Raw genomic sequence first — 13,751 nt, forward strand, 5'->3', positions numbered from 1 at the left:
GCAAAGCCGTAGACGGTGCGAAAGCACGGCAAGGTGAAGCAACGCAGTTATCGTTTCGATTTATCCTCCGCTGCCAAGCTACAATGCAAATATGAGCATCCAAACCGACGACTTCAGCGAACAACGCATCATTGCCGCGACACCGGCTTCTTCCAATGAAGAGGCGATCGAACGCGCGCTGCGCCCCAAACAACTCGACGAATATGTCGGGCAGGAAAAAGCGCGTGGCCAGCTCGAGATTTTCATCGCCGCAGCGCGGCAGCGTCGCGAAGCACTCGATCACACATTGCTGTTCGGTCCGCCGGGTTTGGGCAAGACCACGCTCGCACACATCATCGCGCGCGAGATGGGCGTCAACCTGCGCCAGACCTCCGGTCCGGTGCTGGAGCGTGCCGGTGATCTGGCAGCGCTGCTGACCAATCTCGAAGCCAATGACGTTTTGTTCATCGACGAGATTCATCGCCTGTCGCCAGTCGTTGAAGAGATCCTCTATCCGGCGCTGGAGGACTACCAGATCGACATCATGATCGGTGAAGGTCCGGCGGCACGCTCGGTGCGGCTGGATCTGCAGCCGTTCACGCTGGTCGGCGCCACTACGCGCGCCGGCATGCTGACCAATCCCCTGCGCGATCGTTTTGGCATCGTGGCGCGACTGGAGTTCTACACGCCGCTCGAACTGGCCAAGATCGTCACCCGCAGTTCATCCCTGCTCAATGCCACCATTGATGACGAAGGTGCGTTCGAAATCGCGCGCCGCAGTCGTGGCACGCCGCGTATTGCCAACCGTCTGTTGCGTCGTGTGCGTGACTATGCCGAGGTCAAGGGTAACGGCCGCATCACCAAGGAAATGGCCAATGCGGCGCTGGTGATGCTGGATGTCGATCCGGTCGGTTTCGATCTGATGGATCGCAAACTGCTGGAAGCGATCCTGTTCAAATTCAACGGCGGTCCGGTCGGTCTCGACAATTTGGCGGCTGCAATCGGTGAAGAGCGCGACACCATCGAAGACGTGCTCGAACCCTATCTGATCCAGCAAGGCTTTCTGCAGCGCACGCCACGTGGCCGGATTGCCACGCCGGTTGCCTATGCGCACTTTGGCGTCACCGCACCGCAATCGCAGCCAAACGGCGATCTGTGGAATGGTCAGTGAGTACTCCCTGTCTTGAATGATTCGGTAAAACAAGACGAATTCGGCATGCAGATCTGGGTGGATGCCGATGCCTGTCCGTCGGTCATCAAGGACGTACTGTTTCGTGTCGCGGATCGGTTGCACCTGCACGTTACGCTGGTCGCGAACAAGCTGCTGCGCACACCGCCATCCCGTTTTATCCATGCGATTCAGGTGCCGGCCGGTTTCGATGTTGCCGATAATGAAATTGTCCGCTTATCGCAAGCGGGCGATCTGGTCATTACCGGTGATATTCCGCTGGCGGCCGATGTGCTGGAAAAAGGCGGCCACGCCCTCAATCCGCGCGGCGAGTTTTATACTAAAGACAATATCCAACAAATGCTGCGCATGCGTAGTTTCATGGAGGAATTACGCAGCAGCGGCGTTGAAACGGGTGGTCCGGCCGCTTTCAGTCAGGCCGATACCCGTGCCTTTGCCAATCAGCTCGACCGCTTTCTTGCAAAAAAGAAACGCTGAATCTGGTGTGTGATGGCGATCGCCATCATTTTCCTGGTGAAAATATTTCAACTGCAACGTCATTTCGGCGAACGTTTGCGGCTTTGCAGGATTCCAAGCCTGTGTAAAAATGTTGCGTCGCAAATATGCGTATTGCAGCAAAACCAATAATAAGCACGACGGCGATTCCCCCTCACTTCCTTGCGCGAGCTCCCTATGCTGATGTCTACACAAGCCAACCGCTATGCACACCAGTTACTCGAAGCCCGCGCCAAATCGCAGGAAATCCCCTGCATCAGCCGCGATACCGAGCTGTCGATTGCCGACGCCTACGACATTGCCAAATGCATCATGGATATTCGCATTGCGCAGGGCGAGACGCCAATCGGCCGCAAGATCGGCTTTACCAATCGCCGCATCTGGGCCAACTACGGCGAGCGCGAACCAATCAGCGCGCCGATGTGGTCCTACATGTACGACGACACCGTGCGCTTTGCCGAAGATAACAGCGGTGTGCAAAGCCTGGCCGGTGCCGTGCAACCGCGTATCGAGCCGGAAATTGTCTTCAAGCTCGGCACCGCGCCATCGCCCGATGCCACGCTGGAAGAGATTGCCGACTGCATCGAATGGATGGCGCACGGCTTTGAACTGGTGGCCTGTCCGTTTCCGGACTGGAAATTTGATGCCGCCGATGCGATTGCCGCCTTTGGCCTGCATGGCACGCTGATTATCGGCGAGCCGCATGTGCTGTCGTCCGCCACGCGCCGCCATCTGGCCGACATTCTGACCGCCGCCAGCGTCTCGTTGTCGTATAGCGAAGGTGCAGAATTCACGCTGCAGAGTGCCGGCTTCGGCAGCAATGTGCTCGATAGTCCCGTGCACGCTGTCTGGCAGTTGCATCAGACGTTGAAGACGCAACCGCAGTTTGCGCCGCTGCAGGCTGGCGAACTGATCGCCACCGGTACCCTGACCGATGCGCATCCAATCAAGGCTGGTCAAACCTGGTCCACCGCGTTTTCCGGTGTAACCTTGCCCGGCATGACCTTGTCGCTGATCTAGGTTATCGATCTGCTGCAGTTCAGAACAAAGGCGACCCTCTGGTCGCTTTTTTGTTTGCCGTCGCGATGAATAAGTCATGTTCCTTACCGTCGACGCGCAGACGCCGGAACCTTCGTTCCATCCGGCAATCAATCCCTGTAACAAACACGCTTTCAGCATGGCGAAGCAGAGGAGCAGGGGACGATGAGCGAAAAGCAGGCAGAGGTTCAGACACAGGCATGTCCGGTACCACCCGCAGTTGACGTCAATCCATGGCCATTGACGGTTGCAACCTACAACATCCATAGCGCAGTCGGTACCGACGGACGCTTCGATCCCTTGCGTATCGCTGCCGTGCTCAAGGAAATCAATGCCGATGTCATTGCATTGCAGGAAGTGCCACTTGGTGACAGCCGTCGTGAAAGTGTGGCGGCTGTTCTCAAGCAAGCAACCGGCTTTCACATGGTCGAAGGCCCAACCGAGGATCGTGCCGATCGTCGTTACGGCAATCTGGTGTTGAGTCGCTATCCGATCACGTGCACGCGCACCATCGACCTTTCGTTCGGTCGTCGCGAGCCGCGTGGTGCACTCGATGCCGATCTCGACTGTCACGGTCATCCGCTGCGCATCATCGCCGTGCATCTGGGTTTGCGTCCGGCAGAACGCCGCGATCAGATCAAGCGACTATTGCAGGAGTTCGATACCAACCGCATGCCGGTCATTTTGATGGGTGACGTCAACGAATGGTTTGTCTGGGGGCGTCCATTGCGCTGGCTGGTCTCGCATTTTGAAGCGGTACCGGCCTTCAATACTTTCCCCTCACGCTGGCCGATCTTTGCACTGGATCGCATCTGGATCAGTCCGCGTCATCGACTGACTCGTATTGAGGTGCACGATACGCCATTGTCGAAAGTGGCTTCGGATCATTTGCCGTTGGTGGCGCATATCGACGGGTGAAAAAACAAGCATGATCGCGCCTGCTTTTTCGTACAGCGTAAAGGATTGATCAGAACATGTGAACGCGTATTTGACTGATTGGCGACAGTGTCAATGGCGCTAAGTGTTAAGTATCTATCTTATTCAAAATGTTTTTTCTGCTAGGCTGGATCGCTCTTGCATAGCAATTACAGGAGGTCATGGATGGCATATCAACGCACACAGGCACAAAAGCTTTTGACAGTCGCTGAGTTAGCACTTTTTGATGCTGGTCGCACGTCTGAAATTGGCAAGTTAAGCAAACCTGAGTTGCGTTCCAAGCTGGAACGTAGTCGAAAATTACGCGACAAGTATCGTGATCTCTATCGTCGCCAACGCCTTGCTATTCGCAACGCTAGCGGTTCCAAAGCGGGTACTGGAGGAAATGCCAACCGCCGCACGCAAGAGAAAGAGGAAATTTTCGCCGAGTCTGTGGCCCGCTTCGAGGCTCGTTTGGCGAAAATTGAAAAACAGGAAGACCGTGAATTCGAAAAAGCACAGAAGGCGGCATCTTCAAAGGTCCCCGCTGCCAAAATGCTGAAGAAGGCCGTGGCCAAAAAATTGGTAGCTGCCAAACAGAGTGGGACGGCCGCATCAACGCGCGCTGCCAAGGCCTCCAAAGGCAAGGTGGGCGAAGCCAAGGCCCAAAAAAAGAACGTCAGCAAATCCGCTCGAGCCGTTGAGTCTACCCAATTGACCCAGCAGTCACGGGGTCTCGCAATTGGTGCTCATCAACGCTCTCAAGCAAAGAGATCTCAGGCTAAGCGGGATAGTCGCTAGATCCTGGTAGGCGTTCTTCGGACCGGCTTCTGTACTTCCGAGATCTTTGCCGGCCGTATAGAAAGCGAAGGAAGAAATAAAAAACGCAGACTTTTCAGTCTGCGTTTTTTTTGCGACGGCGATTACAGCTTGGCGAACTGTTCTCGTAATTTATCAAGTGTTGCCGAGAAATTCGCCACGCGTTCCTTCTCCTGCGCCACCACTTGCGCCGGTGCGCGCGCCACAAAACTCTCGTTCGACAGCTTGGCGTTGGCCTTGGTGATCTCGCCTTCGAGGCGCGTGATTTCCTTGGTCAGGCGTTCGCGTTCTGCAGCGATATCGATCTCGACCTTCAGCATCAGTTTGGTGGTGCCGACGATGGAGACTGGTGCTGGCGATTCCGGTAACTGGCTGACGATCTGTACTTCAGACAGTTTAGCCAGTGATTGCAGGTAAGGCGCAAAGTCTTGCGCACGCTGCGTATCGCTTGCTTCCACGATCAGCGGCACGCGTTGTGCCGGTGACAGTTGCATCTCGCCGCGCAGGTTACGGCAGGCATCGGTCAGCGCCTTCAATTCGGCCATCCATTGTTCGGACGCTTCATCGATCTTGCCTGGCTGCGATTCCGGATACTTCTGCAGCATGATGGTGCTGCCTGCTGCATCGAGTTTGATACCGGTCATCGGTGCAACCGTCTGCCACAGTTGCTCGGTGATGAACGGAATGATCGGATGTGCCAGACGCAGGATCGTTTCCAGTACGCGCAGCAGCGTGCGACGTGTGGCGCGTTGCTGTGCTTCGGTGCCGGTCTGGATTTGCACCTTGGCGACTTCCAGATACCAGTCGCAGTATTCATCCCAGACGAACTGATAGATGGACGAGGCGATGTTGTCGAAGCGGTAGTCGGCAAAGCCCTTGGCAACGTCGGCTTCCACGCGTTGCAGCAGCGAGACGATCCAGTAGTCGGCTTGCGAGAAGTGCGTGTAACCGTCAGGACCGCAATCGCCGGGCGCGCAGTTGTTTGGATTGTTGAAGCCGCAGTCGTGGCCTTCGCAATTCATCAGCACGAAGCGTGTGGCATTCCACAGCTTGTTGCAGAAGTTGCGATAGCCTTCGGCGCGACCCAGATCAAAGTTGATGTTGCGACCGAGTGATGCGTAGCTGGCCATCGTGAAGCGCAATGCGTCAGTGCCATAAGCAGAAATGCCAGCGGCAAATTCCTTGCGCGTGGCTTTCTCGATGCTGGCAGCCTGTTTTGGATTCATCAGACCAGCGGTACGCTTGGCAGCCAGATCATCGACACTGATGCCGTCGATCAGGTCGATCGGATCGAGCGTATTGCCCTTGGACTTGGACATCTTCTGGCCGCTCGAATCGCGCACGAGGCCGTGCACGTAAACGGTTTCGAACGGGACCTTGCCGGTGAAGTGCGTGGTCATCATGACCATGCGTGCGACCCAGAAGAAGATGATGTCAAAGCCGGTGACCAGAACTGACGATGGCAGGAAGGTTTTGAAGTCTGGTGTTTCTTCCGGCCAGCCAAGTGTCGAGAATGGGACGAGCGCCGACGAGAACCAGGTGTCGAGCACGTCGTCATCGCGCTTCAGTGCGCCGGTGTTGCCGGCTGCAGCCGCTTTTGCCTTTGCTTCTTCTTCGTTGCGTGCGACGTAGTAGTTGCCCTGATCGTCGTACCACGCCGGAATTTGATGACCCCACCACAGTTGACGCGAGATGCACCAGTCCTGGATGTTGTTGAGCCACTGGTTGTAGGTGGTAGCCCAGTTTTCCGGGATGAACTTGATTTCGCCGCTGGCGACTTTGTCCAGCGCGACTTCGGCAATCGATTTGCCCGGATGGAAGGTGCCCTCCGGTGCGCCCTTGCTCATGGCGACAAACCATTGATCGGTCAGCATCGGTTCGATGACGACGTTGGTACGATCACCACGCGGCACCATCAGCTTGTGTGGTTTGACCGATTCCAGCAAGCCTTGGTCGTCGAGGTCTGCGACGATCTGCTTGCGCGCAACGTAGCGATCCATGCCTTGATAAGCGGTAGGTGCGTTGTCGTTGATCTTTGCATCGAGCGTGAGGATGCTGATCTTGTCGAGATTGTGACGCTGGCCAACCGCATAATCGTTGAAGTCATGCGCCGGCGTGATCTTGACGCAGCCGGTACCAAAGTTCTTGTCGACATATTCGTCTGCGATCAGTGGAATCGTGCGGCCGCACAATGGCAGCACGAGTTGCTTGCCGACCAGCGCCTTGTAGCGTTCATCGGTCGGATCGACGGCAACGGCCACGTCGCCCAACATGGTTTCCGGGCGCGTAGTGGCCACGACGATGAAGTCGCGCTCTTCCCATTCGGTAGCCTTGCCTTCTTCATCAAAGGCGATCGGGAATTGGTACTTGGTGCCATCGGCCAGCGGATAGCGGATGTTCCACATGTGGCCATCTTCTTCTTCCGACACGACTTCCAGATCGGAGACCGCGGTACCGAGCACAGGGTCCCAGTTGACGAGACGCTTCCCGCGATAGATCAAGCCTTGCTCAAACAAGCGCACGAAGACTTCGGTCACGACCTTGGAGCGTGGTGCGTCCATGGTGAAGTATTCACGGCTCCAGTCGGCGGAGGCACCAATACGTCGCATCTGGCCGGTAATGGTGGAGCCGGACTTTTCTTTCCACTCCCAGACTTTTTCGAGGAATTTTTCACGGCCCAAGTCATGGCGCGAGACTTTCTGCGCGTCGAGCTGCCGTTCGACTACGATCTGCGTAGCGATGCCAGCGTGGTCGGTGCCCGGAATCCACGCCGTGTTGTAGCCGCGCATGCGGTAGTAACGCGTCAGGCCGTCCATGATGGTCTGATTGAAAGCGTGACCCATGTGCAGCGTGCCGGTGACGTTTGGCGGTGGCAACTGGATGCTGAAGGCCGGCTTGTCGGCGTCGGTTGTCGCGGTGAAATATCCGCGTTTTTCCCATTCGGACCGCCAGAAAGTTTCAATGTCGGCAGGGTCGAAAGACTTGGCTAATTCCATGATTATTAAAGAATTGAATCGAATCGAGCATTATAGATCAACCATCGATCGCTACCGTCTGTGCTGTGGTGCCGATTATTGCGTTCATGACCGCGCCAAGCCCGCAATCGGATGCGGGTTATCCATGGCGTGCATTGGCGTTATGGAGTGAAAAGCGGGTAAAATCCGAGTCTTTGCCGGCCGATCCGGCGCATGCGGCGATGTCTTTCTGTCACTGAAGCTTGTCATTGAGACTGACTTGCAGTTTTCGTTGGAACGAAGTAATGATCGAAATTGAACTGAACGGCGCAGCACATCAGGTGGCCGCCGATCTCAATGTGGAAGGTCTGATTGCCTCCCTGTCGCTGGCAGGCAAGGCAGTGGCCGTTGCCATCAACCGTGAAATCGTGCCGCGTGCGCAGTGGCAGCAACGTCAGTTGCAGCCTGCCGATCGTGTCGATGTTGTACGCGCGATTGGTGGCGGTTAAGGGCGCACGGCGTCTTTATTGACGGCACAGTCCGATCTGCAATTCCGGTTTTTATTTATTTAATCGCCTTGCCGTGCGCGGCATCGCATGACGCATGCGCAGCTTGCATGTGGCTATTGCGCTAACACAGGAATCAACATGTCCTCGTTTGAAGATACTAAACTCACCGTTGCCGGCAAGACCTACAAATCGCGTTTGCTGGTTGGCAGTGGCAAATACAAAGACCTGACCGAAACCCGCGAAGCCAGTCTGGCCAGCGGTGCAGAAATCGTGACCGTCGCCATCCGTCGCGTCAACATCGGCCAAGACCCCAATGCACCGAGCCTGCTCGATGCACTGCCACCGTCTGAATTCACCTTGCTGCCAAATTCCGCTGGTTGCTACACCGCAGCAGATGCGGTCTACACCCTGCAACTCGGTCGTGAATTGCTCGGTGGACACAAACTCTGCAAGCTCGAAGTGCTCGGTGATGAAAAGACCTTGTTCCCAAACATGCCGGAAACCCTGAAAGCAGCCGAAACGCTGGTCAAGGATGGCTTTGACGTCATGGTCTACTGCAGTGACGATCCCATCCAGGCACGCATGCTGGAAGACATCGGCTGTGCCGCTATCATGCCCTTGGCATCGCTGATTGGTTCAGGCATGGGTATTCTCAACCCATGGAACCTGTCGCTCATCATCGAACAATCGAAAGTGCCCGTGATCGTTGATGCCGGTGTTGGCACTGCATCTGATGCTGCCATCGCAATGGAACTTGGCTGTGATGGCGTGCTGATGAACACGGCGATTGCTGGTGCCAAAGACCCGGTCCGCATGGCACACGCGATGAAGCTCGGTATTGAAGCAGGTCGCAATGCCTTCTTAGCTGGCCGCATCCCACGCAAGTTTGCCGCATCGCCATCGTCGCCGATGGCTGGTCGCGTGGTGTAACACATTATAAAAACGAGAGAAGAGAGACCATGAGTAACAAGTACGCATCTTCATTGAAGGGTTTGTATCTGGTCACCCCTGACTGGGACGATACCCGCAAGCTGTTGGAAATTACCGAACTGGCTTTGAAAGGCGGCGTCAGCCTGCTGCAATACCGTCACAAGACTGCCGATGCAGCGCAACGTCAGGAACAGGCGGAATGCCTGCTGGCGCTAGCACGTAGCTACAAGGTGCCGTTCATCATCAATGACTACATCGAGTTGTGCCTGAGTCTGGATGCGGATGGCGTGCACGTTGGTGGTACCGATACGGCCGTTGCAGAAGTGCGCAAGCAAATCGGCCCGGACAAGATTCTGGGTTCGTCGTGCTACGGCAGTCTGGAACTGGCGCATGCAGCACAAACGGCCGGTGCCAGCTATGTGGCCTTCGGCGGTTTCTATCCCTCCAAGGTGAAGAAGTATCCGGTCACGACGCCAGCGACTATCGTGACTGACTGGAAGCAGCAAGGCACGGTGCCAAGCGTGGTAATCGGCGGCATGACGCGCGAAAATTCCGCGCCACTCGTTGCCAATGGTGCCGACATGGTTGCCGCGATCAGCAGCATCTATCTGGCTGGTGATCCGCAAGCAGCAGCGCGTGCGTTCGGTACGCTGTTCGCCAAATAATTCTTCTCTTCCTTTGTGGCGCGATGAAGTTTCATCGCGCCACATCGTCTCTGCTGCATCTTTTCTTCTGTCCTGATCGTTGTTGCAACGTCGCGTATGGGGCATCAGCCGGGCGGCAGGCAGCGGCGCGGCTTATAATCCACGGATGCAAAATCTTCTCCACAATCTCAATCCCGAACAACTTGCCGCCGTCACGCTGCCTGCGCAACCTGCCCTGATTCTTGCCGGTGCCGGTTCGGGCAAGACACGTGTGTTGACGACGCGTATTGCGTGGTTGATCCAGACAGGGCAAGTGTCGCCTGCCGGGATTCTGGCTGTCACGTTTACCAACAAGGCAGCCAAGGAGATGATGACGCGTCTGTCGGCGATGATGCCGATCAATACGCGCGGCATGTGGATCGGCACCTTCCATGGCCTGTGCAATCGCTTGTTGCGCGCACATTATCGTGACGCGGCACTGCCACAGGCTTTTCAGATTCTGGATACGCAGGATCAGTTGTCGATGATCAAGCGCCTCCTCAAGGCCAACAACATCGATGACGAGAAGTATCCGCCGCGCAATCTGATGTACTTCATCAACGGTGCCAAGGACAACGGCTTGCGTGCGCACGACGTTGAAGCGTTCGATGATTACAACCGCAAGATGGTCGAGCTCTACGCGCTGTATGACCAGCAGTGCCAGCGCGAAGGCGTGGTCGATTTTGCCGAACTGTTGCTGCGCACGTATGAGTTGTTGTTACGCAATCAGCCGCTGCGCGAGCATTATCAGGCGCGCTTTCGTCACATCCTTGTCGACGAGTTTCAGGATACGAACAACCTGCAATACAACTGGCTCAAGCTGATGGCCGGCACGCAGGGCGCGGTGTTTGCTGTTGGCGACGATGACCAGAGTATCTATGCCTTCCGTGGGGCGAACGTTGGCAACATGAGCGCTTTCGAGCGCGAGTTCAAGGTTGAGAATCTGATCAAGCTTGAGCAGAACTACCGCTCGCACGGCCATATCCTCGACACTGCCAATACATTGATCGCCAACAACACCAAGCGCCTTGGCAAGAATCTGCACACCGATGCAGGCCATGGTGAGCCGGTGCGTATTTACGAAGCGACCAGTGATCTGCAGGAGGCGCAATGGATCATCGAGGAAGCCAAGAGCCTGATCGCGGAAGGTAGTGCGCGCAACGAGATCGCGATTCTGTATCGTTCCAATGCCCAGTCGCGCGTGATCGAGCATGCCTTGTTCTCTGCCAACATTCCCTATCGCGTCTATGGCGGTCAGCGTTTCTTTGAGCGTGCCGAGATCAAGCATGCGATTGCGTATCTGCAGTTGATGGACAACCCGCATAACGATTCGGCCTTTTTGCGTGTGGTGAATTTTCCGACGCGAGGTATTGGCGCACGTTCGCTCGAGCAGTTGCAGGATGCGGCAAAGCAGTATGGCATTTCGCTCTATGCGGCAGTGCCGTATGTGACCGGCAAGGCTGGCACGTCGCTCGGTGCTTTCATCAAACTGGTCGAAGGCATGCGTTTTGAAACACTGCAGTTGCCCTTGAAAGAAATGGTGGACGTTGTCATCAACTCGAGCGGATTGATTGCGCACTACCAGAATGAGAAGGAAGGTGCGGATCGCATCGAAAATCTGGAGCAGCTGGTCAGTGCGGCGTCCCTGTTTGTGTCGGAAGAAGGATTCGGTCACGATGCGCCCGCAGGGCTTGGCCCGCAAAGCGAAGCCAGCGCAGGCACACCGTTGGTAGTTGGGGACGGCATTGAAATCATCGATGCCGATGTGCCGTTGGTGACGGTGATGTCGCCGCTGTCGGCGTTTCTTTCGCACGCCTCGCTGGAAGCCGGGGACAACCAGGCGCAAGCCGGGCAGGATGCCTTGCAACTGATGACGGTGCATTCCGCCAAAGGGCTGGAGTTCGATGCAGTCTTCATCACGGGTCTTGAAGAAGGCTTGTTCCCGCACGAAAATTCGCAGAAGGAAGAGGGCGGTGTCGAGGAAGAACGCCGTCTGATGTATGTCGCGATCACGCGTGCACGCCGTCGTTTGTATATCAGCTTCTCGCAGACGCGCATGTTGCATGGTCAGACGCGCTACAACATGAAGTCGCGCTTCTTTGACGAGATGCCGGAATCATCGCTGAAGTGGCTGTCACCCAAGGTGCAGCAACATCACTGGTTCGCCAGCCCCAAGGCAGAATGGGACAACGCGTTTGGCGAAAGCACCAACAAGATTGCACAAAATATGGGCAAGCAAGCAATGGGTTGGCGGATTGGCGAATCCGTGGCCCATGCCAAGTTCGGTGAGGGTGTCATCGTCAATATCGAAGGTAGTGGCAGCAGTGCACGTGCGCATATCAATTTTGGGCGCCACGGCATGAAGCTGCTGGACCTGAGCATTGCCAAGCTCGACAAATTATCGGCTTGATCCGGCGTGCCGGGTGAAAGCCACGCAATAAAAAAAGCCTGCAACGATGCAGGCTTTTTTTATTTACGACGGCAAGCGTTCTGGTGGCGGACCGAACATGTGCGTGTAGGTCGGGTAGAACGAACAGTACATCACGACCGTGATGATCATCGATGCCGGGATCAGAAGGAGCAGCGACAGGCCGGGCGAGCCGACGATGGCACCGAGCAGCGTACTGACCAGCACCGGCAGGATGATGCCGATGGTCACCCACGCCAGACCGTAGAGCAGAAAAGCCATGCCCGCACGTTTGACGGCGAAGAAACTGTAGAACACGGCTTTGCCGACCGGCATTTCCTGCCATGCAATCAGCGGCGCGGCATACCAGAACGCCATGGCGGCCGGCGTATAGACCAGCGCGGCAAAGATCATTGCCAGCGTCATGTTGGAGCCTTGCACGGTTTCCTGATCCAGTTCGAGCTGACCCGTGATGGCTTGCAGGAAAGTGCCGCCGTCCACCACGCTGGAGGCCACAACGGCGATGATGGAGGCGACAAGATACAGCGTGCCAAGCTTGACCAGATTGCGTACAAACGGCGAGCGGAAACCGGCCAGCAGCAGATTCGGATACACCTTTTGTCCGCGCTCCACATACGCACACGCATGCATGAAGGCCATCGAGAAAATCGGGATCAGAATCATTGGAATGATCTGGCCAATGACCGGAATGATGCTGACCAGCAGAACAACAAACATGTAGGCGAAGAACAGCGTCAGCAATTCCATCGGCTGTTTGCGAAAAATGGCCAGTCCTTCCTTGACCCAGAGCCAGCCGGTGGCAGCACTTGGTTTTTCCATGATGTCAGTGATTCCCGAAGAGCGGTGGTGCAGGGTGCGCGATGCGCAGTTTCAGAATGCGTTCGAAATGGCCCGGATCATGCGGGGTCAGCATTTCGGCATCGCGCGGCAGATGGAAATCATACAGACGCGACAGCCAGAAGCGCAAGGCACCGGCACGCAACATGGTTTGCCAGGCCGCCTGTTCGGCGGCTGTAAACGGACGAACGGCGTGATAGGCGTCCAGCATGGCGCGCACGCGTGCCTCATCCAGTTCACCAGTTTGCAGATCGATGCACCAGTCGTTGACGGTGACGGCAACATCGAACAGCCAGGTATCGCAGCCAGCGAAATAGAAATCGAAGAAGCCTGTCAGATGTTCACCATCAAACATGACGTTGTTGCGGAACAGATCCGCATGGATCGGTCCTTGTTGCAAGGCGGCGTAGTCAGGCGAGGCTGCATAGGCGTTTTGCGTTGCAATTTCCTGCGTCAGCAATTCTTGCTGTTCTGCGCTGAGATAAGGTAGTACGGTCGGTGCCGTTTCGTTCCACCATTGAATGCCGCGCAGATTGCCTTGCCGCATCGGGAAGTTGCTGCCCGCCAGATGCATGCGCGCCAGCATGGCGCCGACAGCCGCGCAATGCACGGGTGCGGGCGCGAGCTGCGATTCGCCAACCAGTTTGGTGACGATGGAGGCCGGCTTGCCATGCAGTGCATTGATGATGCTGCCTTCGTGATTGGCGATGGGAGCCGGAACGCTGACGCCACGTTCGGCCAGATGGCGCATCAGATTCAGATAAAACGGCAGCTGCTCGAACGTCAGTTTTTCAAAGACGGTCAGCACATACTCACCACTGTCTGTCGTGATGAAGAAATTGGTGTTTTCGATACCCGAGGAAATGCCTTTGATGGCATGGGCCTTGCCGAGATCGAATTGCGAGATCCACTGGGAAAGATCGTCCAGCGTGACCGGAGTAAAGACTGCCATGATGCGGATAGAAAAGAGTAAGG

The 13,751-nt window shown here is 56.2% G+C and carries 12 protein-coding genes; 9 read left to right on the plus strand and 3 right to left on the minus strand.

Going from position 1 to position 13,751, the window contains the following annotated elements; genetic code table 11:
* Nucleotides 1–91 precede the first annotated feature (91 nt).
* The 5 genes from ruvB (at nucleotide 92) to IEV29_RS14210 (ending at nucleotide 4,417) form a co-directional block, all read left to right on the plus strand.
* Entirely contained in the window at nucleotides 92–1,150 is a 1,059-nt protein-coding gene (gene ruvB / locus IEV29_RS14190) for a Holliday junction branch migration DNA helicase RuvB (protein WP_188381981.1), read from the plus strand.
* A 45-nt stretch (nucleotides 1,151–1,195) separates the two neighbouring features.
* Nucleotides 1,196–1,645 carry a YaiI/YqxD family protein gene (locus IEV29_RS14195; RefSeq protein ID WP_188382160.1) on the plus strand — a complete coding sequence of 150 codons (450 nt, stop codon included), beginning with the start codon at nucleotides 1,196–1,198 and terminating at the stop codon, nucleotides 1,643–1,645.
* A gap of 195 nt (nucleotides 1,646–1,840) precedes the next feature.
* Nucleotides 1,841–2,683 (plus strand): 2-keto-4-pentenoate hydratase, encoded by an 843-nt coding sequence (locus tag IEV29_RS14200; RefSeq protein ID WP_188381982.1) that lies wholly within the window; start codon nucleotides 1,841–1,843, stop codon nucleotides 2,681–2,683.
* Between the two features lie 183 nt (nucleotides 2,684–2,866).
* Nucleotides 2,867–3,619: an endonuclease/exonuclease/phosphatase family protein gene (locus tag IEV29_RS14205; protein ID WP_188381983.1), complete on the plus strand. Its 753-nt coding sequence runs from the start codon at nucleotides 2,867–2,869 to the stop codon at nucleotides 3,617–3,619.
* Between the two features lie 183 nt (nucleotides 3,620–3,802).
* The gene (locus tag IEV29_RS14210; RefSeq protein ID WP_188381984.1) at nucleotides 3,803–4,417 is read left to right on the plus strand and encodes a hypothetical protein; all 615 of its coding nucleotides are present in this window, start codon (nucleotides 3,803–3,805) and stop codon (nucleotides 4,415–4,417) included.
* Nucleotides 4,418–4,539: 122 nt separating this feature from the next.
* Here the strand turns inward: IEV29_RS14210 and IEV29_RS14215 are convergent, their stop codons facing one another.
* The gene (locus tag IEV29_RS14215) at nucleotides 4,540–7,431 is read right to left on the minus strand and encodes a valine--tRNA ligase (RefSeq protein ID WP_188381985.1); all 2,892 of its coding nucleotides are present in this window, start codon (nucleotides 7,429–7,431) and stop codon (nucleotides 4,540–4,542) included.
* A gap of 263 nt (nucleotides 7,432–7,694) precedes the next feature.
* On the opposite strand from IEV29_RS14215, the gene thiS reads away from it, so the two are divergent.
* The 4 genes from thiS to IEV29_RS14235 all read left to right on the plus strand — a co-directional run bounded on the left by thiS (nucleotide 7,695) and on the right by IEV29_RS14235 (nucleotide 11,921).
* The gene (gene thiS, locus IEV29_RS14220; protein WP_188381986.1) at nucleotides 7,695–7,898 is read left to right on the plus strand and encodes a sulfur carrier protein ThiS; all 204 of its coding nucleotides are present in this window, start codon (nucleotides 7,695–7,697) and stop codon (nucleotides 7,896–7,898) included.
* A 138-nt stretch (nucleotides 7,899–8,036) separates the two neighbouring features.
* Entirely contained in the window at nucleotides 8,037–8,828 is a 792-nt protein-coding gene (locus tag IEV29_RS14225; RefSeq protein WP_188381987.1) for a thiazole synthase, read from the plus strand.
* A 29-nt stretch (nucleotides 8,829–8,857) separates the two neighbouring features.
* Nucleotides 8,858–9,493, plus strand: a complete 636-nt coding sequence (gene thiE / locus IEV29_RS14230; RefSeq protein ID WP_188381988.1) for a thiamine phosphate synthase — start codon at nucleotides 8,858–8,860, stop codon at nucleotides 9,491–9,493.
* A gap of 145 nt (nucleotides 9,494–9,638) precedes the next feature.
* The gene (locus IEV29_RS14235; protein WP_188381989.1) at nucleotides 9,639–11,921 is read left to right on the plus strand and encodes a UvrD-helicase domain-containing protein; all 2,283 of its coding nucleotides are present in this window, start codon (nucleotides 9,639–9,641) and stop codon (nucleotides 11,919–11,921) included.
* A gap of 63 nt (nucleotides 11,922–11,984) precedes the next feature.
* Here IEV29_RS14235 and IEV29_RS14240 read toward each other — a convergent pair whose 3' ends face one another.
* Nucleotides 11,985–12,758 carry a BPSS1780 family membrane protein gene (locus IEV29_RS14240; protein ID WP_188381990.1) on the minus strand — a complete coding sequence of 258 codons (774 nt, stop codon included), beginning with the start codon at nucleotides 12,756–12,758 and terminating at the stop codon, nucleotides 11,985–11,987.
* 4 nt (nucleotides 12,759–12,762) lie between these two features.
* Nucleotides 12,763–13,728: a homoserine kinase gene (locus tag IEV29_RS14245; protein ID WP_188381991.1), complete on the minus strand. Its 966-nt coding sequence runs from the start codon at nucleotides 13,726–13,728 to the stop codon at nucleotides 12,763–12,765.
* Nucleotides 13,729–13,751: the final 23 nt, after the last annotated feature.

It is taken from the genome of Oxalicibacterium faecigallinarum (assembly GCF_014635705.1).
Lineage (GTDB): Bacteria > Pseudomonadota > Gammaproteobacteria > Burkholderiales > Burkholderiaceae_D > Oxalicibacterium > Oxalicibacterium faecigallinarum.

Bases quoted from the DNA above. Each gene is read 5' to 3' on its own strand.
- IEV29_RS14200 (WP_188381982.1), top strand. From the start codon at position 1,841: ATGCTGATGTCTACACAAGCCAACCGCTATGCACACCAGTTACTCGAA.
- thiS (WP_188381986.1), top strand. From the start codon at position 7,695: ATGATCGAAATTGAACTGAACGGCGCAGCACATCAGGTGGCCGCCGAT.
- ruvB (WP_188381981.1), top strand. From the start codon at position 92: ATGAGCATCCAAACCGACGACTTCAGCGAACAACGCATCATTGCCGCG.
- IEV29_RS14205 (WP_188381983.1), top strand. From the start codon at position 2,867: ATGAGCGAAAAGCAGGCAGAGGTTCAGACACAGGCATGTCCGGTACCA.
- thiE (WP_188381988.1), top strand. From the start codon at position 8,858: ATGAGTAACAAGTACGCATCTTCATTGAAGGGTTTGTATCTGGTCACC.
- IEV29_RS14215 (WP_188381985.1), bottom strand. From the start codon at position 7,431: ATGGAATTAGCCAAGTCTTTCGACCCTGCCGACATTGAAACTTTCTGG.
- IEV29_RS14240 (WP_188381990.1), bottom strand. From the start codon at position 12,758: ATGGAAAAACCAAGTGCTGCCACCGGCTGGCTCTGGGTCAAGGAAGGA.
- IEV29_RS14245 (WP_188381991.1), bottom strand. From the start codon at position 13,728: ATGGCAGTCTTTACTCCGGTCACGCTGGACGATCTTTCCCAGTGGATC.
- IEV29_RS14195 (WP_188382160.1), top strand. From the start codon at position 1,196: ATGCAGATCTGGGTGGATGCCGATGCCTGTCCGTCGGTCATCAAGGAC.
- IEV29_RS14225 (WP_188381987.1), top strand. From the start codon at position 8,037: ATGTCCTCGTTTGAAGATACTAAACTCACCGTTGCCGGCAAGACCTAC.
- IEV29_RS14210 (WP_188381984.1), top strand. From the start codon at position 3,803: ATGGCATATCAACGCACACAGGCACAAAAGCTTTTGACAGTCGCTGAG.
- IEV29_RS14235 (WP_188381989.1), top strand. From the start codon at position 9,639: ATGCAAAATCTTCTCCACAATCTCAATCCCGAACAACTTGCCGCCGTC.